The organism is Dickeya undicola, assembly GCF_000784735.1.
Taxonomy (GTDB): Bacteria; Pseudomonadota; Gammaproteobacteria; order Enterobacterales; family Enterobacteriaceae; genus Dickeya; species Dickeya undicola.
The window spans coordinates 21,209-40,212 of sequence record NZ_JSYG01000020.1; the positions used below are offsets into that span (position 1 = coordinate 21,209).

Below are 19,004 nucleotides of genomic sequence, written 5' to 3' on the forward strand. Positions count from 1 at the left end.
CGGCAGCACTGCCAGCCCGGCAGGTAACAGGTATAATCAGCAGCTATTCATTCTGGCTGGTAAGGCATCATGACAACCCTCACCCCTTTGCAGGCGCGCATCGTGCGCGACGTCATCAGTTATGTCAGACGCGAACAACTCGCGGTGGGCCATCATCTGGTCGAATCGGCGCTGGCACAGGCGCTCAATACATCGCGCACGCCGGTAAAACAGGCGATGCAGTACCTGATGGACAAGGGCATGGTGACCTATGATCGCAATCGCGGTTTTTTTCTGGCGCAACACGCCTCGCAATTGGGCGATCTGGTCGCCGAAGTACTGGAGCAGGCGGAAGACCCGCTCTACCGATTGTTGGCTGAGCGCCGTATTACCCGCCAGTTGCCGGAGCAATTTTCAGAAATGGAGTTGATGCTTGAATTCAGCGTTACTCGCCCGGTGCTGCGTAAAGTATTACTGCGTTGTCAGCAGGAAGGCTGGCTGGAACATATGGCTGGTCAGGGCTGGCGCACGCTGCCGCTGATCGATTCGGTAGAGGCTTATGAGGAAAGCTACGCGCTGCGTGCGATTATCGAACCCGCGGGGTTGCTGTCGGCAACGTTTCATATTGACCCACAGGTGTTAGCGCACTGCCGGAAACAGCAGGAACACCTGGCCGAAGACGGCTATCTAACCATGACGGCAATGGAGATGTTTGATACCAGTTCCGGATTCCATGACACACTGGCCGCCTGTTCCGGCAATCGCTTTCTGCTGCAAACCGTTCGTCACCTGGCGCGACTACGGAGACTGGTGGAATACCGTAAGGAGAGATTCCGCCCACAGCGCAAACATCAGGCGGAAGAGCATTTGCAAATCATTCGCTATCTGGAACAGGGCGACCGGCTGAGCGCGGCTGATTTTATGCGCACGCACCTGGAAACCGCGCGACGTAAGGCAATCACCCCGGCGTTATTCACGGCGCGCTAACCGCACCAACGGTGCTCAGGCGCAGACCGTGCAACCGCGACCATTGTCTTTGGCCTGATACAACGCGGTATCCGCCGCTTTCAGCCAGACCTGATAGTCATCCAGACCGGAGTGAAACTGCACCAGCCCAACGCTGATCCCCACCCGCAGCGTCGGAGCCTGATGCAGTTGCACGCCGTCCAGATACTCACGTAACCGTTGAACTATACGTTCCGCCTCGACAACCGACGTCTTCGGCAGTACGACACCGAACTCGTCGCCGCCAAAACGGCCAGTGATGTCGGACTGTCGTAATGTCGATTGGATGCCGCCACTGAGCAAGAGAATCACATCATCTCCCACGTGGTGCCCGAAACTGTCGTTAATACGTTTGAAATGATCGATATCCAGCAGCGCCAGCGTCGCCACCTGCTGGTGGTGCAAGCACAGCTCAAACTCATTTTTCAACAGTTGTTCCCAGTAATGCCGGTTGTACAACCGGGTCATACCATCGTGGATACTGATTTCCCGCAGTTGACGTTTGTGCTCCGCCAGTTTGATCGCCATGCGATAGGTGACCAGCCCGACCGATATAGGGTAGATAAAGAGCATCGGTAGGCAGAAATAAATCTGCACTGGCGTAGTAGCAAATGCGATCGGGCGATCGGCCAGCCAGATCACGGCCAATGCACCAGCCAGTTGTACAGCCAGCCCCTGTAAAAACAACCGCAAACCGCCAGCCGCGATATTGTTCATGCCCATCATCGACATGATCAGCACCGATGGCAGTGAATTTAACCCCATCATGCCAATCCAGACGCCACCCAGCCAGGCGTCAAACCGCAAATTGCCGTACTCGAACCGCATCGGATCACGGGCGCGTCGCGCCAGCAACAGCGCAAGGTGCGGCCAAAGGAAGCCGTTGAAAAACAGTGCTCCCCATACCCACACAGAAGCAGTCTGGTCATACAGCACGGCGGCGACATAAAAAAAGCCCAGCCCCAAACCAATCACTCGGGGGAGATAGATGCGTCTGGCAAATGCCAGACCGGGGCGGCGATGGTCGCCACCAGCCGGTGCCGCAACGAGTGTTGAATACATTCTCCTCTCCTTATTGCTGTCCGTCATACTTCTAACAGAATACGCACCGTCATTATTCCAAATTCCAGCGCAAATCACTTCAGTAAGATATGGTTTTTATTGAGAATCTATCCCGGCGGGTTTGACTCATGCAGCGAGTAAAGCGGAATGTTACAGAGAAACGAGCCATTCAGCAGAGGGAGTGCGGCCGACCCACAGGGGGAAGGCCGACCGCATGGCATATCAGGGATGCGAGGGTCCGTTACCCGGCAGGTAATGGAACCCGCCCGGCCCACCGCCACCGGGGCCGCCATGACCACCGCCAGGACCGCCCCACGGAGGAGGGAAAAGACAACCATTCAGGGTGGCGATCAACGCCAGTAAACTGACCATTTTGACTACATTTTTCATGATTCACCTCGGTTTCAACGGGTGCATCATAAGAAACCGGCCAGCAGGCAACAAGTCGCCTATTCCTAAAAAATTCCTTATTTACAGTAAGTTATATTGATTACGAACCACTTTCGTAAAACAAACACATTCCTTACACTCCGTCCAACAATCAGCAACTGACCAGCTTCAGTTCATGCATATCCAGGTAGTCACCAACACTGGCGGAGGAGAGGTTGAACGACAGCGACAGTAGCCAGGCGCTGCGCGGAATTTTCCAGATGGTGCCCGAGTTGCCCTTCTGCAACCGATCACTGCTCTGAATGTAATCCTTGCCGTCGCGGGTCAGGTCCATCATCACCGGGCCGGGGCCGTTCTCACCGTAGCCATGAAGTTTCTTGGTGATCGCCACCTTGCCGGTGGCGGAGGTTTGCGCCTGCCAGGTCAGCCCAACCTGATCGTGCCCATTGACCGGTATCAGAAATTGCACCTGCACGTTATCGCTCTCGGCGATTTTCACAAACCGCCCGTTATCTTCTTTGATGTGTGCCGGGTCGTAACGGCAAGCGCCACCAGCGGCACCGGGATAAACCAGCGCGCTACCGCTATCGTTCAGGGCGATCAGCTCCGCCATCTGATTGGTAAAGATCAGGTTATTCTTCCAGCAGGGTCGGTTGGAGATCACGCAGGACGTGACATTAATGCCGTCGGTGGCAAAGCGCACATTGGTCAGCGTAGTCTGGTAATCAAACGCCTGATCGAAAATAAGGTAGGGTTGCTCTGGGTTCTGGCGCACAAAAATCGCGCCACCATTGAACACAAAGCTGGCGTTCTTTTTCTTCAGCACCACCGCGGGCTGCTTTCGCCTCACGTACTCGACGTGGCCGTTGATCTCCACATGCCCTTCGTTAATCAACGCTATCCCCTCGCAGTAATCAAAGCTGCCCGCCTGCCAGTACACCACGCCGTCCGGATTATCGATTTCAAACGCGTACCCGCCGTTTTGCCAGATACACCCAATGAAGGTGAAGCGTTCGTAGGAATCTGGCTGGCGGGTCAAATACAACAGGCGGTCACAGTTATTGAACCCACAAGAGAACCAGTTCCACCCCCAGCCGCCCGCGCCGTTGGAAAAGACCTTTCTGAACCCGGTAAAACGGCAGGAATAAATACTCAGCAAGCAGGATGCATTACGGTTGGAATTGTTCTCCGGGTTATACGCAAAAAACAGATCTAACGTTCTCTTTTCTGAAATAAAATGCACACCGGAGAAAAAGCTGTCTACGATATTACTGTAGGCGGCATCCACATCTGGATTCCCGGTCACTACAATCGCATATTTATCAAAATTACCCTTTTTGGTAAAAATAATTGTCAGCGGACCATGAATAGAAACTTTCGATGCATCTATTTTTATTGTAGAAGAAACCTGCACCACCCCTTGTAACATTAACCTGACCTTTTGCTGCGCATTGGATAATGATTTTGACTGTTCCAGCATATCATTAAGAAGTGTCTGAAAAGGCCCGGTAGAATCGGTCTTTCCGGAAAAATCAATATTGTAGCGGGTGAGATCATTGGTAAAGGCAATCGTATTACTTTCCTGCGACGCTGACGCTGTAGAAGTCACCGCCAGTGATGCCAGGCTACCGGCCAGGAAATCTCTTCTATTCATAGCAATCTCTCCGATATCAATAATTTCAATGTATTAAAATAAAATCCTACAAAATGGAAGGCAGTGTTTTGATAACAGGTAGGGTAAGCAATAGCGTCAATGAATGTCATAAATTTTCTGCAAAAATAATTAAAGATTTAATTCAATCTGATTTATCATCACTAAAAACACACTTCAGATGAGTATGGGAGTTGAAAATTGAAGGCAACCATAAAACATGATTCTCTTTATTGGGCAATGCTTTGCATTTTCCTGATACCACAATTTGTGTTTGTATTTCTCCAGCAATCTTCGCTGGCACCAGGAATGATGGTCGCGATTACCGCCATCTATATTTATGGCCTACGCTGTATGAAGCAATTGGCTTTTTCCAGTGGAAAAATCTTACTTTTCGCCATAGCGGTATTTATATTACTGGCGCAATCCGGTTATATTGCAGCTTTCTATAACAATTACAAACCGCTCTTCACATTACCGGCACTGATCATTATTTTTCTTGGTGCTACGCTGTTTGCCAACCGTCTGCTGACCGTCCCGCCTGCTACCCTCGCCTCCGTATTTCGGGCCGTGACGTATACCCTGCTGCTACTCGGCTGGATCTCGGTCATCCATCGTATCGATATCGGTAGTTATGCGGCAAAACCCAAGGCGGTGTTTCCCTTCTCTGAAGAGAGCCATTATGCGCTGACCGTCGGTATCTTTGTCTGCGCCAGCGGTATTCTGATGAAAAACCGCGAACGCGTGGTGCTGCTGGCAAATATGCTGTTGCAGGCGTTGATTTTCCCCAGCCTGACGTTGCTGGTGTTCTGCATGATGGCAATCTTCATCTTCTGGATGGCGCGGCGCATCACCCTGATGCTGACGATCATCGTGGTGCTGGTTGCGGCGGTGTACGTTATGCTGACCTACTTTTCCGACCTGCCAGCCATCGCCTACTTTGGCTCACGCCTGACCATCAGTGACGATACCGACAACCTCACGACACTGGTATTTCTGCAAGGGTTGGATGACGCCAAAAACGCGCTGCTGGAAAGCCACGGCCTTGGTCTGGGGCTGCAAATGGCTGGCACCAATGGCGTCGGCCAATACGGCTACGTTATCCAGTCGCTCGCTGGCAGTGACTTCAACCGTAACGACGGTGGCTTCCTGGCTTCAAAAATCGTCAGCGAATTCGGTGCCGTTGGTCTGCTGCTCAGCATCAGCTACATGCTGGTCCTGAAAAAAGCCGTCAACACCATTAACCGCATCCGCGATAACACCGATATGGAATCTACACTGCTGAAAATCGCCATGGCGGTAGTCATCGCCTACGCGGTCGAGTTTTTCCTGCGTGGCTATGGCTACTTTTCGCCCGGTCTGTTCCTGTTTGTCACCATGATGATGGTCAGCAGTAAGTTACATCGCCAGCGAGCCAGATCGATACGCCCGCTGCCCGCCTCTTCGTCACTGCAACCTCAGTCTTGATACTGGCAGCGCCTTGCGTTTTTCGAAAGGCGCTGCACATTGACCAGGTGATTCGAGTATCCCCTCACGACGCTTGATTATCCCCTGACCACCCTTATTCCCGGTCCACCATGTTGTACAGCACATCGCGCCGATCCAGCATTTGTCCACCATCGCGGGTCAGCGGCACCCAGCCGACGGAGCCGTGACGGGTGGTTGGTGAACTGAAGAGCAAATCGAACGGGATGGTGAAGTAGATCCCTTTGGTGAAACTGCCTTCACCGTACTCGCTAGCGCTCACATTAGTCACGGTAGCAAATGCACCGGCCACGATCCCGCTGTCGAAACGGCGCGACAGATCCAACGTAATACCTTTGTCACCGGCCAGGTAACGCCCAACACTGATTTTCGCCAGCCCGCCTTTAACGAACGGCAGCGACCAATACGTGGTCAGGTGACCGGTGGTGACACTGTAATCCCTCAGCCGTTGCGGGTCGTCCCAGTCTCGCTGCTTGACGTAGTTAACGTCCATTCCCACCGCCCAGTTACTGCCAAACGGCCGATACAGCACTTCACCCCCAACCCCAGCGTACATGGTTTCCAAATAACCGCCGTAGACCTGGGTATACCAGTCACGCGACAGATGGTCGTAACGCGATAGCTGCAGGTTGGTTAGCAATACGTCCGAAGACGTCACATATTCACGAATGTGGGTACGGACCCGCGGCAGCGCCGCACCATCCTGTGGCGGGGATTTGAAATTAAACTGGTCATAGTTATTGATCAGGTTGACGCTCAGCGTGCCACCCAGTCGCCAGTTGTTGGTAATGCGGTAATCGGCGCTGGCGTTGGCCGACAACTGATACATGTAGAACGATTCCGGGCCACCGAACGACTGCTGTAGCGAAGGGTCAATGCTGTAGGAGAAACGCGGCGGTTCAGTATGCAGCACCTGATGACCACGCGGCTCCGACAGCGGCTCGACATGATAGGGATCCGGCTCGTCCAGCCCCAGCGGCGTACTGCCGGACTCCAGTTGACGGAACGCTGACGCATCCACACGGGTACTGGTGGCGGTCAGCGGGCCGCTGCGGGTGACGATATGATATTGCCCGACGTCATCCGGCAGATTGTTCGCCAGCACCGTCGCCGCTCGTCGGCTGGCCTCGGCATCGCTGTTGTATTTATACTGCTCCGCCACCACCGTCACCTGCTGGCCGTCGCTATAAATATCCGGTTGGCTAAAGCCCGCTTTGTCATCCAGCTCCTGCGATACGCGTTGCCAGTCGGTGCTACCCTGCGCATTTTTCGCCGTTGTGTTTTTTCCCGGTGACTCTGTGTTTTTTCCCGGTAAATAAACCGGCGGCTCGTCATCTGGATGCTGCGGCCGTAACCGGTTGAAGTTGGTGCGCAGCGTAAAGCCCCACATCAACGTATTGCCGCGCTCCCACGACAGCGACGTATCCAGCCAGTCGGTGGCGCGGTACACCAGGCCAACGTTAATCGGCGAGTCCTGCTTGATATGCTGCGACGCCGGGCGAGTCTGATCCGCCGCTTCCACGCTGTAGTCGTTGCTGTCGTACTCCAGCTTGATACGTAGCGGATCCCACGGCGTCTGGTATTCCAGACCGGCAAACAGTGCCGCCGGTCCGTGGAAAAAGTTTTTCGCCGCAAACTGCCCGGTCTGCATTGAAGCGGAACGGGTACAGAATCCCGACATTAATCGACAGGCCGGGTTAGGAATGTTTCCGCTCTGTGCCATGTTGCCCCAGCCCATGCCCAGCGTGAAATCAAACGGCCCCCAACGCTTGCTGGCCACCAGATATTCGCTGTCGAATAAGCCGGTGCCCGCAATATCACGCAGCCCCAGCGACACTTGTGGCAACCAGCGGCTTTCCTGCCAGAGCCGCGCCTTGACGTCGAAACTCTTATCTTTGTAGGTCTGATGACCACTGAAGCTGGGGGTGGTGCTGTAAGGCCGGGTACGGATGTCGGTATACCGCAGCGTTGTCTCCAGCCAGTCGAGCGGCTGGAGCGAAATAGCGTAGCGACGGTATTCCTGGTTGTCGCGGTAGCTGGCACTAAACTCGCCGGTATCCGCCATACGCGCCGTGGGCATTTGCCATAATCCGACGCCACCAAAGTCCATCTGCGATACGCCAGCAGGCTGGTAATAACCGCTGCGATTCGTCGCATTCAGGTTATCTGCGTCATCCGCCCAGACCGGCGTCCCTAGTGAACTGCCAATCGCCAGCGACAGGCAACTCAGTTTAAAAGTTCGGTTGTTAGCCATTAGTGTGGAATCCGGTTGGCAAGATAGTCGGCGATCTGCTCATTCAGAGACGTGAAGCCCTCTGGCAGAATGGAAGGGTCAAAACCGATGAATAGCGTTTCTCCCGCCGCCGGTTCATGGTGCTGGCGGTTCCAGACAGCCAGCGGGACTTTGCGCCAGTGACCGTTGCCCGAAATCAGATAACCGTCGCGGTTATCACCACCTGGCAGAAAACGCCGTCTGCCGATGTATTGTTCGATTGACCAGCCTGACTGGAGATCAATATCCTTGAACACGTTCGGGGTGCCGATATCAATGCCGGTGCTGATCAACCCGAACAAAAAAAACTGATCGCGATAGGGAGACAGGTAGAGGGTGTAGTTGCCGACCAGCGGACGATTATCCCGTTGAGAAAGGCGCACGATATCCGGGTCAACGCGGGCGCGAATGCGGCCAACGATATCCACCTGTTTCAGCGCCTGCGCCATGTACCAGGCAGCGATCGCCCAGTCGCCATCACCGTCGATCTGCCAGGCCAGTTGCAATTGATACAGCCGAGCCTGTAACTTTTCTCCCTTTTCTCTGACCTTTTCCGTCATAAGCTCGTTGGTGAGTAACGCCGTCTGCCAGTTGACCTTATCCGGGAATGCCATCTGCCCGTAAAACTGATCCAGACGGGTGCCGTCTTTCAGTTCCACGCCTGGCAACGTTTCACCCGCGTACTTTACCGTTAATTGTGCCGCCCCTGATGTTCCGGCCACCAGCAATAACAAGGCAGCCAATCGATTGAATGACAACATAATATGACCTTATTGATTGTATGGCTTAAGAACCGTGAACTGCACCAGAGCCATGTTGGGCCCCATATACTGATAGCTTTGAATGACCTGGCCGGATGTCGGGTCTAGCCAGTATTGATTGGTGTAGTGTTTACCCAGAGCCGGTACGGTCACCTGCTCGTCAAAACGTACCGTCTGCCGCGGGATGTTCAGTATCGTCAGGGTTTCCGGGCCTTTATTCTCAAATTCCGATTGCTGGTCGTAGCCACCACGCAGCACTTGTGACCAACTGACGATGGTGTGCCATTGTTTCGGGGTGCTGGGCTTGAGCAAGCCGAGGCTGAGCGGGTCGGAGTCCAACTGGGTAACCTGCCGGATGTCTTCACCCAACCCCTGCGTTTTCACCAGTCTGCCAAAATGGGTCACGACCATGTTCTCATCCGATGTCACCCATTTCAGTTGCTGATTATCAGCAAACGCCAGCACCACAAAGGCGCGCGGTGCCTTACCCACTTTCAGGTACGCTGAGGCATACGGAAGCTGTTCTACCTGTTGCGGCGTCATGCTGACATCTTCCCTGCCCCACAACGCCAGCCGAAAATCCCGGCTAAGTTGACTGATTTGCTGAGAACATCCCGTGAGTCCTGGTATAAAGAAAACGATCGCCAACATCCGTAACAAGGCTAAATCAAGAATTTTTTTCATTGTTCGGGTTCTCGCCTGAACATCCTGATGCAGAAAAAAGGCCACCGGAGTGGCCTTGGTTATTAGCCCATCATTAGCCGCGAGTTGACGTCACGGTTGAGGTGCTGGTTCCTACGGTGCTGGAAGTCGTGCTGGTTGAGGCAGCAACCACCCCCGCCACAAATGCACGACCAGCGCCATAGCCATAACCAGCGCTTGGGCCATGCGCCATGCTGGCAGCTCGGGCACCAGCAGTGGCACCGTGAGCGATAGGCGCCACCCCGAAGGACGGACGCCCGTTTGCCGCCGGTGAATCAGCGGCAAACGCAGCCACAGGCAGCACGGCCAAAGCCAGCGCCAGGGTCGCTAACGTTTTCTTCATCATTACCATTTCCTTTTATTTCCTGTTTAAGGACATCAGGCAGGAGACAACCCGAAAGTTCGCTCCGACCCATGACTGGCTGAATAAATCAGCCAGGTTGGATCTTCCCCATGGCCTATGAAGCAATTATTTCAATCCATCCTTCATGAAATAATCACCAGCGCATGGGAAGGATCCGAACCAATACTCAGATATGAAATAAGAAAAACAAAATTGAGCGATTAAGGAAATAAGACAAGTCGCAAGAGCGTTATATTTTCCCCATTAGTTACAATGGGATGAAATATTATCGGAAAAGTCTTAGTTATTAGGGGGGAGATATTGAGAAAGAAAAACCGGATATTTCTACCCGGTTTCAGAATATGAAAAACGTTTCAGAATATTATTCCAGCCATTCGGTGTGGAATACGCCTTCTTTATCAATACGCTTATAGGTATGTGCGCCGAAATAATCGCGCTGGGCCTGAATCAGGTTAGCCGGTAATACCGCGGAACGGTAACTGTCATAATAGGCAATCGCCGCTGAGAAGGTCGGGGTCGGGATCCCCTGCTGTACCGCATAGGACACCACGTCACGCAGCGCCTGCTGGTATTCGTCGGCTATCTGACGGAAGTAAGGTGCCAGCAGCAGGTTGGCGATATCGGCGTTCTCGGAGTAAGCATCGGTGATCTTTTGCAGGAACTGAGCACGGATGATGCAACCAGCACGGAAAATCTTGGCGATTTCGCCGTAGTTCAGGCTCCAGTTGTTTTCGTCTGACGCCGCTTTCAACTGAGAGAAACCCTGCGCGTAGGAAACGATTTTGCCCAGATACAGCGCGCGACGCACTTTTTCAACGAACTCGGCTTTGTCGCCGCTGAACGCCTGAGCAACCGGGCCACTCAGCACTTTCGATGCCGCCACACGCTGGTTCTTCAGCGAGGACAGGTAACGGGCAAACACCGATTCGGTAATCAGCGACAGCGGTTCGCCCAGATCCAGCGAGCTTTGGCTGGTCCACTTACCGGTGCCTTTGTTGGCAGCTTCGTCCAGAATCACGTCGACCAGGTATTTACCCTCTTCGTCTTTCTTGGTGAAGATATCAGCCGTGATTTCAATCAGGTAGCTGCTCAGCTCGCCCTTGTTCCACTCGGAGAAGGTGCTCGCCAGTTCTTCGTTGGAAAGCCCAAGCGCCTGCTTGAGCAGCGCGTAAGCTTCAGCGATCAACTGCATGTCGCCGTACTCGATACCATTGTGCACCATTTTCACATAGTGACCGGCACCGTCAGCGCCAATGTAGGTGACGCAAGGCTCGCCTTCAGCACGGGCTGCAATCTGCTCCAGAATCGGCGCAACCAGCTCATACGCCTCTTTCTGACCGCCAGGCATGATGGACGGGCCTTTCAGCGCGCCTTCTTCACCGCCGGACACGCCGGTGCCGATGAAGTTGAAGCCTTCAGCAGACAATTCACGGTTACGGCGGATGGTGTCTTTATAGAACGTGTTGCCGCCATCGATCAGGATGTCGCCTTTTTCCAGATACGGTTTCAGAGACTCGATCGTTTTATCCGTCGCTTCGCCTGCTTTAACCATCAACAGGATACGGCGCGGTTTTTCCAGAGATTCAACAAACTCTTCAACGGTGTAGCACGGCACCAGTTTTTTTCCTGGGTTCTCTGCAATCACCTCATCCGTTTTGTCTGCGGAACGGTTAAAGACGGAAACGGTATAGCCACGGCTTTCAATGTTCAGCGCCAGATTGCGCCCCATTACCGCCATACCGACAACGCCAATTTGCTGTTTGGACATTAAAACAACTCCTGTCTGAAGGTAACCTGCCTGCGGCTGACTGCGCCTCAGGCAACAAAAAGCTGGCTGACATGGTAACCCAGCTAACGTCTGAGTGGGTAGTTATTGGTGCGACAGGACAGTACTGGTACGACAGGGCAGTTGCAGGCGTTCTACGAATGAGGCCGGTCTGGTGGAGAGCAAACAAAAAATGATGCGATTAATTACCATGATAGTAATTTTACTAATAACGATCTGAACAATGGTCAGAAAAAACCCGATAACACCGAGGTGTTATCGGGCATGACGCACTGATTAATATTTTTCCAGCAGCGCTTTGATTTTGGTTTTGAACGCACCACCCAGTTCCGGATTACGCAGACCGTAGGACACGAATGCCTGCACATAACCCATCTTACGGCCACAGTTGAAGCTACGGCCCGCCATTTGAACGGCATCAACCTGCTGGGTTTTGATAAGCTCAGCGATGGCATCGGTCAACTGGATACGGCCCCACGCGCCCGCCAGGGTGTTTTCCAGAATCGGCCAGGCTTCGGCAGTCAGGACATAACGCCCAACGGCAGACAGGTCCGACCCTTCCACCGGTGCCAGTTCCGGCTTCTCGATCATGGAGGTGATCGCCGACGCGTCGCCCGCCTGATTCAAGGCACTCTCACATTCCACGATGGAATATTCCGGCAGCACCTCGTACGGACGGTGTTTTACCAGCACCTGGCTATGACCGGTCTGTTCAAAACGAGAAATCAGCAACGCCAGATTGTCTTTCGACTGATCCGCAGAAGCGTCGTCCATCACCACATCCGGCAGAACCACCACAAACGGCGAGTTGCCGACAATTGGGTGAGCACAGGACACCGCGTGCCCCAGGCCCAGCGTCTGCCCCTGACGCACGTTCATGATGGTCACGCCCGGCGGGCAAATGGACTGTACTTCCGCCAGCAACTGACGTTTGGCGCGCTCTTCCAGCATCGACTCCAGCTCGAAAGAGGTATCAAAATGGTTTTCAATGGCGTTTTTAGAGGCGTGCGTCACCAGCACGATCTCTTTAATTCCCGCATTGACGCACTCGTTGACAATCTTTTCGATTACCGGCCGGTCAACCAATGGAAGCATCTCTTTGGGAATCGCTTTGGTAACCGGTAACAAGTTCATCCCTAAACCGGCAACAGGGATAATCGCTTTTAATGCTGTCATTTCGTGTTCTCTCAAAAACATGCTGCTGTTTGCCGCGACGACAAAGACCGCGCCACATTAATTTTTCTGACGCCAGAATACACCTAATCAGCGCCGAAGAGATCGCGGGTATACACTTTTTCCATTACATCAGACAATTCCGGTGCCATTCGGTTCGACAGAATCACATCAGACATCTGTTTGAACTCGTCCAGGCTGTGAATCACGCGGGAACGGAAGAACTCAGACTCTTTCAGCGCAGGTTCATACACCACCACGTCGATTCCTTTCGCCTTGATGCGCTTCATTACCCCCTGAATCGCGGAAGCACGGAAGTTATCGGACCCGGTTTTCATCACCAAGCGGTAGATACCCACCACTTTCGGACTCCGCCTGATCACAGAGTCAGCGATGAAGTCCTTGCGAGTGGTGTTGGCGTCGACAATCGCCCGAATCAGGTTGTTCGGCACCGATTCATAGTTAGCCAACAGCTGTTTGGTATCTTTCGGCAGGCAATAGCCGCCATAGCCAAATGACGGGTTGTTGTAGTGCTGACCGATACGTGGGTCCAGCCCAACACCTTCGATGATCTGTTTACTGTCCAGCCCCAGCGTCTGGGCGTAGGTATCCAGCTCGTTAAAGTAGGCTACACGCATCGCCAGATAAGTATTGGCGAACAGTTTGATCGCTTCGGCTTCGGTTAGACCAGTAAACAGCACCGGGATATTGGTTTTGATAGCCCCTTCCACCAGCAGACGGGCAAAACGTTCAGCTCGTTCAGAGCGCTCGCCGACCACGATACGGGACGGATACAGGTTGTCGTACAGTGCGCGGCCTTCACGCAGGAACTCCGGCGAGAAGATGATATTTTCAGTGCCGAACTGCTCGCGAACCTGCGCGGTATATCCCACCGGGATGGTGGATTTGATAATCATCACCGCATTCGGATTCACTTCCAGCACTTTGCTGATCACCGCTTCCACCGAGCGAGTATTGAAGTAATTGGTTTTCGGATCGTAATCCGTTGGCGTAGCAATAATGACGAACTCCGCATCCTGATAAGCGGATACGGCATCCAGCGTGGCACGGAAATTTAGCGCCGGGTTGCGCAGATAAGCTTCGATTTCCTTATCCACGATGGGGGAGATGCCTTTGTTGAGCATATCCACTTTCTCGGCAACGATATCCACCGCGACCACTTCATTATGCTGCGCCAGCAGCATGGCGTTGGACAAGCCAACATAACCTGTACCCGCAATTGCAATTTTCATCATCTGTCCACATTCATCCTACGGGGTAACACACTGTACCCGTCACAGAACAATAGCAAAGCCGCAGAGACGTCCGCTGCGTAATGCCGTCTGTACCCAACAGACTTCAAGTTGCAGGGGCATCAGCTTGCCTGCAGCGCGAAGTATTGTGGGTATCAATTCGCTTTATTTCGTTCAGGCTTGATAGAAATCCCGATACCAGTCCACGAAGGCCTGTACCCCTTTTTCTACCCCTACCTGTGGTCGATAGCCTGTCACAGCGAACAGGTCGCTGGTATCGGCATAGGTCTGATAAACGTCGCCAGCTTGCATCGGCATGAAGTTTTTCACGGCCTCTCGTCCCAACGCCGACTCCAGCGCGGTCACAAAATCCATCAGCCGCACCGGGCTGCCGTGACCGATATTGTAGAGTTGGTACGGCGCGGAACTGGTGGCCGCTGAACCGGCTTCCACTGTCCAGTCGGCATGGCGTTCCGGAATCTGATCCACCATACGCAACATGCCTTCCACAATGTCGGTGACATAGGTGAAATCACGCCACATGTCACCCTGATTGTAGATATCGATCGGTTCACCAGCCAGAATCCGGCGGGTAAACTTGAACAGCGCCATGTCCGGACGCCCCCACGGCCCATACACTGTGAAGAAGCGCAGCCCAGTGGTCGGCAGGTCATACAGATGCGAATAGGAGTGCGCCATCAGTTCATTCGATTTCTTGGTCGCGGCGTACAGCGAGATCGGGTGGTCGGTCGAGTCGGCGGTGGCGAACGGCGTTTTGCTGTTCAACCCGTACACCGAGCTGGAAGAGGCGTAAATCAGGTGACCGACGCCGTTATGACGGCACCCTTCCAGCACATTCAGGTGGCCTATCAGGTTGCTTTGTGCATACACCATCGGGTTTTCCAGCGAATAACGCACCCCGGCCTGCGCGGCGAGATGGATAACGCGCTCGAATTTTTCCGCCGCGAACAACGCCGCCATCGCCTGGCTATCTTCAATATCTATCCGCTCAAAATGGAACCCAGGCAGCGCGCGCAGTTTCGCCAGCCGCGCTTCCTTGAGCGATACTTCATAATAGCTGTTGAGGTTGTCTATCCCCACCACCGTATGGCCAGCAGCGCAGAGTGACTGACAGGTATAGAAGCCGATAAAGCCGGCCGCGCCGGTAACAAGAAATTTCATTCAGGAACTCTTAACGTGACTTGAATGGCGGAGATAATACCATCCACCGCCCTGATTCAGCACCCGCTAACCACTGAAAACATGCAGAGGGTGCCAGAGATCGCCTCAACACTGACGCAACAGCGCCAGAATCGTACGGGTTTTTTCCTCCATCAGTCGGGGATTCTGTCGCGACTCCACATTAAGCCGGACCACCGGTTCGGTGTTGGAACTGCGCAGATTAAAACGCCAGTCGGCAAACGTCAGGCTGATACCGTCGGTTTCATCCACCGCCAGCGCCTGTGGCTCCCAGGCGGCGCGCACACGGGCAATCGCCGCAACCGGGTCAGTCAGCAAGGAATTGATCTCACCAGACGCGGGATACGCCAGCATACGCTCGCTGACCAGTTGCGACAGTGAGCGCCCACGCACCCCGATCAATTCCGCCACCAACAGCCACGGGATCATGCCGGAATCACAATAGGCGAACGACCGGAAGTAGTGATGTGCGCTCATTTCACCGCCGTAAATGGCGTCCTCCTTGCGCATCCGTTCCTTGATAAACGCATGACCGGTTTTTGACATCACCGGATTTCCACCTTTGCCGGTAACGATATCCACCGTGTTCCAGGTCAGACGCGGATCATGAATAATGGTCGACCCCGGAGCCTTGTTCAGAAAGGACTCGGCCAACAGCCCGACAATGTAGTACCCCTCGATAAAGCGCCCCTGGTGATCAAACAGGAAGCAGCGGTCAAAATCACCGTCGAACGCCACACCGAAATCCGCCTGATGTTCAACTACCGCCCGAGCCGTATCCGCCCGGCATTCCGGCAACAGCGGATTGGGAATACCGTTAGGGAACGTGCCGTCCGGCTGATGGTGGACCTTGATAAAGGACACCGGCGCGCCATGACGACACAGCTCCGCTTCCAGCGCATCCACGACGTGACCAGCAGCACCGTTCCCACTGTTGATGACGATTTTTATCGGCGTCAGGTTGCGCGGGTTGATATACGACATCAGGTGTGCGATGTACGGTTTCAGCACGGCCAGTGTCTCATAGCGCCCGCGGCGTTGCGGGTCAGCGGGCGCAAAGCGGTTTTCCTCCGCTAAACGCTGGATGTCCTTCAGTCCGCTATCACCGCTGATGGGCTGAGAACCGGCGCGCACCAGCTTCATCCCATTGTAATTAATGGGGTTGTGGCTGGCGGTGACCTCTATACCGCCGTCCATCTCGAAATGAAACGTAGCGAAATAGACTTCTTCGGTGCCGGACAGGCCGATGTCATACACGTCGACTCCGGCGTCGCGCAGGCCATCGGCTAGCGCTCGCTTCAATGTTTCGCTGGTCAGCCGAACATCGCCCCCTACCACCACGCGCGCAGGTTGAATCACCTCAGCGTAGGCGCGCCCGATACGGTAGGCGATATCTTCATTCAGTTCGGTTCCCAGTTCACCGCGAATATCATAGGCTTTAAAACAGGTTAATGCGGGCATTGTCCTTCTCCCTTCATACCCGACCATAGCGGTCATGCAAACGGACGATGTCGTCCTCTTCCAGGTAATGGCCTGAGCGAACCTCGATTACCACGAGGTCAATAAGGCCAGGATTTTCCAGCGAGTGCACGGCGCCGGGCGGAATAAAGGTGGACTGGTTTTCCGCTAAAAAGTAGGTCTTGTCATCCACCTGAACCCTGGCGGTCCCCGCCAGTACCACCCAATGCTCAGCACGGTGAAAATGCTGTTGCAGCGACAGCCCCTGACCGGGGTGTACGACCAGCTTTTTCACCCGATAGTGTTCACCGGTATCGATATTGCTGCTCTTGCCCCAGGGCCGAAACGACTCGGTATGATCGCGGAACTGGTGCCGGTTTTGCGCTTTCAGGCGCTCCACCACTTTCTTGACGTCTTGCGCTCGTTCTTTAGCGGCGACCAGCAACGCATCGCCGGTGTTGACGATGATGGCGTCGTCGATACCGATGGTTGCCACCAGCGACGACGTTGAGGAAACGTAGTTGTTGTTGCTATCCAGCGTCATGACATCCCCTACCGTCACGTTGCCCTGTGCATCTTTTTCCGACACTTCCCACAGCGACGACCAGGAGCCGACATCGCTCCAGCCAGCATCAAACGCAATGACCACCGCATCACGGGTTTTCTCCATCACGGCATAGTCGATGGAGTCACTGGGGCAGTCGGTAAACGCGCGCGACTCCACCCGAATAAAGTCCATATCACGCTGGCTGCGCGCCATCGCCACACGGGTCAGCTCGTAGATATCGGGCTGGTTCTGTTGCAGTTCCTCCAGATATTTCGCCGCACGGAACAGGAACATTCCGCTGTTCCAGCAATACGCGCCGGACTTCAGGTAACGCTCGGCCGTCGCCAAATCCGGTTTTTCCACGAATTCGTCTACCATGAAGCCACCACCAGGCAACGCGCCGCCCGTCTTGATGTAGCCATAACCGGTTTCGGGGCACTCAGGTACGATGCCGAAGGTCACCAGCTTACCGTCCTCGGCATAGGGCAATGCCTGACGAATCGCCTGATGAAAATTATCGGTTTTGCTGATCAGATGATCGGCGGCCAGCACCAGCAGCAGGCTGTCCGGATCGGTCTTGACACTCAGGTGGGCTGCGAGCGCAATCGCTGGAGCGGTATTCCGACCAACCGGCTCCAGAATGATGTTGCCCCCCAGTTGCTGTTGCTCACGCAACTGTTCCGCCACCAGAAAACGGTGATCCTCATTGCAGATAACCAACGGTCGTTGTTGCGCCAGAAACGACAATCCCTGCAACCGTGCCAGAGTGTTTTGCAGCAAGCTATGGTTGCTCTCATCACCTAATGGCAGAAACTGCTTGGGAAACAGCTCACGCGACAACGGCCATAAGCGGCTGCCGCTACCGCCAGCCATAACGACAGGAATAACGTTAGACATATCGCACCTTGATAACTCTATGACGGCTATAGACGTGTTCAACGTCATTAATGCGCTGACCATTCAATAGCCGATAATAAATTCAGTTCGCCATTTCAGGATGTAAATTTGGCGGACACGGACCAACCCAATAGCAATTAGGCTTATCAGAAAACGTGCAAAAAAGTTAATTACAGCGAGGATGTTTGCCGCGAAAAAAAGCCTGTGTAGCAACCATAACGGTTTTAAATCGTAACCGAATAAACTGTTTTAATAATCGCCAGCCAAGATGGTAATACAAATGAAACTGGGGATAGCGTCGGGCTGATATAGCCAGGTCGATCAGATTTTCTGCAATCCGGAATTCGCTTTCTTTTTTTTCCGAACGGGAAAGCCCATGCTCCAGATAGCAACTGCTTCTCAGCACAAATTGTTCACCGGACGTGCTCATACGATGTATGCGGCGAAACACACTGACATCCACGCCGTACAGCGCGTAGTTTTCATCAAACAACGACAGGCCATGCCGTTCGAAAACATCCCATAACCGGCGGTGGATAATCAACCCGGAACCGATGGAAAAGGCCGTCGCCGGGTCCAGATCCTGATAACTCAGTACCACTTCCCCTTTTGATACCGGGTAATAGGTTTTGTAATTAATGCTGGAAATAATCCGCGGGCATTCAATATCTGCCTGAGTATGCTCCACCGCAAACCAGAAAGATTCATTAATAGTCGTATCATCATCCAGAATAACCCATCGCTCGACGTGCAGGTTATTGGCGATAAACCGATTATATACCTGGCTCAACGGTTGGTTTTCCAGGCAATTCACCAGCTCCACCTGTTCATAAATCGTTTTCAGCCGTAGAAAAAACCCATCTTCTTCGGAAATACGAAAAGGACCATTGTTATGAATGGTCAACTTAATAGATTTAAACGGATGCTGAATCAGCGTCTGCAAGGTTGTAGACGACTCCAGTCCCTTATTGTACAACACCACCAAAATTGCATTTTTAATCATGACTCTCTCTCCTGGA

General features: G+C 53.6%; 16 protein-coding genes. 2 read left to right on the plus strand and 14 right to left on the minus strand.

The features are described from left to right. Nucleotides 1–69: 69 nt before the first annotated feature. Entirely contained in the window at nucleotides 70–966 is an 897-nt protein-coding gene (locus tag OB87_RS10015) for a GntR family transcriptional regulator (RefSeq protein ID WP_033569307.1), read from the plus strand. A gap of 15 nt (nucleotides 967–981) precedes the next feature. On the opposite strand, the gene OB87_RS10020 is transcribed toward OB87_RS10015, so the two are convergent. The 3 genes from OB87_RS10020 to OB87_RS10025 form a co-directional block, all read right to left on the minus strand. Then, nucleotides 982–2,046: a diguanylate cyclase gene (locus OB87_RS10020; protein WP_033569308.1), complete on the minus strand. Its 1,065-nt coding sequence runs from the start codon at nucleotides 2,044–2,046 to the stop codon at nucleotides 982–984. A gap of 222 nt (nucleotides 2,047–2,268) precedes the next feature. After that, a complete protein-coding gene (locus tag OB87_RS20890; RefSeq protein WP_167334390.1) occupies nucleotides 2,269–2,436 on the minus strand; it encodes a hypothetical protein in 168 nt (55 codons plus the stop codon). A 151-nt stretch (nucleotides 2,437–2,587) separates the two neighbouring features. Then, complete coding sequence (locus tag OB87_RS10025; RefSeq protein ID WP_033569309.1) at nucleotides 2,588–4,090, minus strand: hypothetical protein; 1,503 nt, start codon at nucleotides 4,088–4,090, stop codon at nucleotides 2,588–2,590. A gap of 267 nt (nucleotides 4,091–4,357) precedes the next feature. Between OB87_RS10025 and OB87_RS10030 the strand changes: the two genes are divergently transcribed. Further along, a complete protein-coding gene (locus OB87_RS10030; protein ID WP_235425259.1) occupies nucleotides 4,358–5,554 on the plus strand; it encodes a hypothetical protein in 1,197 nt (398 codons plus the stop codon). Between the two features lie 94 nt (nucleotides 5,555–5,648). Here the strand turns inward: OB87_RS10030 and OB87_RS10035 are convergent, their stop codons facing one another. From OB87_RS10035 to OB87_RS10085, 11 genes are all read right to left on the minus strand, one after another. After that, on the minus strand, nucleotides 5,649–7,826 hold the full coding sequence (locus OB87_RS10035) for a YjbH domain-containing protein (protein ID WP_033569311.1): 2,178 nt from the start codon (nucleotides 7,824–7,826) through the stop codon (nucleotides 5,649–5,651). Continuing rightward, nucleotides 7,826–8,605, minus strand: coding sequence for a capsule biosynthesis GfcC D2 domain-containing protein (locus tag OB87_RS10040; RefSeq protein ID WP_033569312.1), 780 nt, complete (start codon nucleotides 8,603–8,605; stop codon nucleotides 7,826–7,828). Before OB87_RS10040 ends, OB87_RS10035 begins: the two co-directional genes overlap by 1 nt. A gap of 9 nt (nucleotides 8,606–8,614) precedes the next feature. Further along, nucleotides 8,615–9,289, minus strand: a complete 675-nt coding sequence (locus tag OB87_RS10045; protein ID WP_033569313.1) for a YjbF family lipoprotein — start codon at nucleotides 9,287–9,289, stop codon at nucleotides 8,615–8,617. A 73-nt stretch (nucleotides 9,290–9,362) separates the two neighbouring features. Next, complete coding sequence (locus OB87_RS10050; protein WP_033569314.1) at nucleotides 9,363–9,653, minus strand: hypothetical protein; 291 nt, start codon at nucleotides 9,651–9,653, stop codon at nucleotides 9,363–9,365. Nucleotides 9,654–10,032: 379 nt separating this feature from the next. Then, a complete protein-coding gene (gene gndA / locus OB87_RS10055) occupies nucleotides 10,033–11,439 on the minus strand; it encodes an NADP-dependent phosphogluconate dehydrogenase (protein WP_033569315.1) in 1,407 nt (468 codons plus the stop codon). 294 nt (nucleotides 11,440–11,733) lie between these two features. Further along, complete coding sequence (locus OB87_RS10060) at nucleotides 11,734–12,633, minus strand: sugar phosphate nucleotidyltransferase (protein WP_033569316.1); 900 nt, start codon at nucleotides 12,631–12,633, stop codon at nucleotides 11,734–11,736. A gap of 83 nt (nucleotides 12,634–12,716) precedes the next feature. After that, nucleotides 12,717–13,883 (minus strand): nucleotide sugar dehydrogenase, encoded by a 1,167-nt coding sequence (locus OB87_RS10065; protein ID WP_033569366.1) that lies wholly within the window; start codon nucleotides 13,881–13,883, stop codon nucleotides 12,717–12,719. 174 nt (nucleotides 13,884–14,057) lie between these two features. Then, the gene (locus tag OB87_RS10070) at nucleotides 14,058–15,065 is read right to left on the minus strand and encodes an NAD-dependent epimerase (protein WP_033569317.1); all 1,008 of its coding nucleotides are present in this window, start codon (nucleotides 15,063–15,065) and stop codon (nucleotides 14,058–14,060) included. 105 nt (nucleotides 15,066–15,170) lie between these two features. After that, the gene (gene cpsG / locus OB87_RS10075) at nucleotides 15,171–16,544 is read right to left on the minus strand and encodes a phosphomannomutase CpsG (protein ID WP_033569318.1); all 1,374 of its coding nucleotides are present in this window, start codon (nucleotides 16,542–16,544) and stop codon (nucleotides 15,171–15,173) included. A gap of 13 nt (nucleotides 16,545–16,557) precedes the next feature. Continuing rightward, on the minus strand, nucleotides 16,558–17,985 hold the full coding sequence (locus OB87_RS10080; RefSeq protein WP_033569319.1) for a mannose-1-phosphate guanylyltransferase/mannose-6-phosphate isomerase: 1,428 nt from the start codon (nucleotides 17,983–17,985) through the stop codon (nucleotides 16,558–16,560). A gap of 166 nt (nucleotides 17,986–18,151) precedes the next feature. Next, entirely contained in the window at nucleotides 18,152–18,988 is an 837-nt protein-coding gene (locus OB87_RS10085) for a glycosyltransferase family 2 protein (protein ID WP_033569320.1), read from the minus strand. Nucleotides 18,989–19,004: the final 16 nt, after the last annotated feature.

Coding starts and splice junctions, on each gene's coding strand:
- OB87_RS20890 (WP_167334390.1), bottom strand. CDS start 2,436: ATGAAAAATGTAGTCAAAATGGTCAGTTTACTGGCGTTGATCGCCACC.
- OB87_RS10085 (WP_033569320.1), bottom strand. CDS start 18,988: ATGATTAAAAATGCAATTTTGGTGGTGTTGTACAATAAGGGACTGGAG.
- OB87_RS10060 (WP_033569316.1), bottom strand. CDS start 12,633: ATGACAGCATTAAAAGCGATTATCCCTGTTGCCGGTTTAGGGATGAAC.
- OB87_RS10035 (WP_033569311.1), bottom strand. CDS start 7,826: ATGGCTAACAACCGAACTTTTAAACTGAGTTGCCTGTCGCTGGCGATT.
- OB87_RS10015 (WP_033569307.1), top strand. CDS start 70: ATGACAACCCTCACCCCTTTGCAGGCGCGCATCGTGCGCGACGTCATC.
- OB87_RS10050 (WP_033569314.1), bottom strand. CDS start 9,653: ATGATGAAGAAAACGTTAGCGACCCTGGCGCTGGCTTTGGCCGTGCTG.
- OB87_RS10070 (WP_033569317.1), bottom strand. CDS start 15,065: ATGAAATTTCTTGTTACCGGCGCGGCCGGCTTTATCGGCTTCTATACC.
- gndA (WP_033569315.1), bottom strand. CDS start 11,439: ATGTCCAAACAGCAAATTGGCGTTGTCGGTATGGCGGTAATGGGGCGC.
- OB87_RS10040 (WP_033569312.1), bottom strand. CDS start 8,605: ATGTTGTCATTCAATCGATTGGCTGCCTTGTTATTGCTGGTGGCCGGA.
- OB87_RS10065 (WP_033569366.1), bottom strand. CDS start 13,883: ATGAAAATTGCAATTGCGGGTACAGGTTATGTTGGCTTGTCCAACGCC.
- OB87_RS10025 (WP_033569309.1), bottom strand. CDS start 4,090: ATGAATAGAAGAGATTTCCTGGCCGGTAGCCTGGCATCACTGGCGGTG.
- OB87_RS10045 (WP_033569313.1), bottom strand. CDS start 9,289: ATGAAAAAAATTCTTGATTTAGCCTTGTTACGGATGTTGGCGATCGTT.
- OB87_RS10080 (WP_033569319.1), bottom strand. CDS start 17,985: ATGTCTAACGTTATTCCTGTCGTTATGGCTGGCGGTAGCGGCAGCCGC.
- OB87_RS10020 (WP_033569308.1), bottom strand. CDS start 2,046: ATGTATTCAACACTCGTTGCGGCACCGGCTGGTGGCGACCATCGCCGC.
- cpsG (WP_033569318.1), bottom strand. CDS start 16,544: ATGCCCGCATTAACCTGTTTTAAAGCCTATGATATTCGCGGTGAACTG.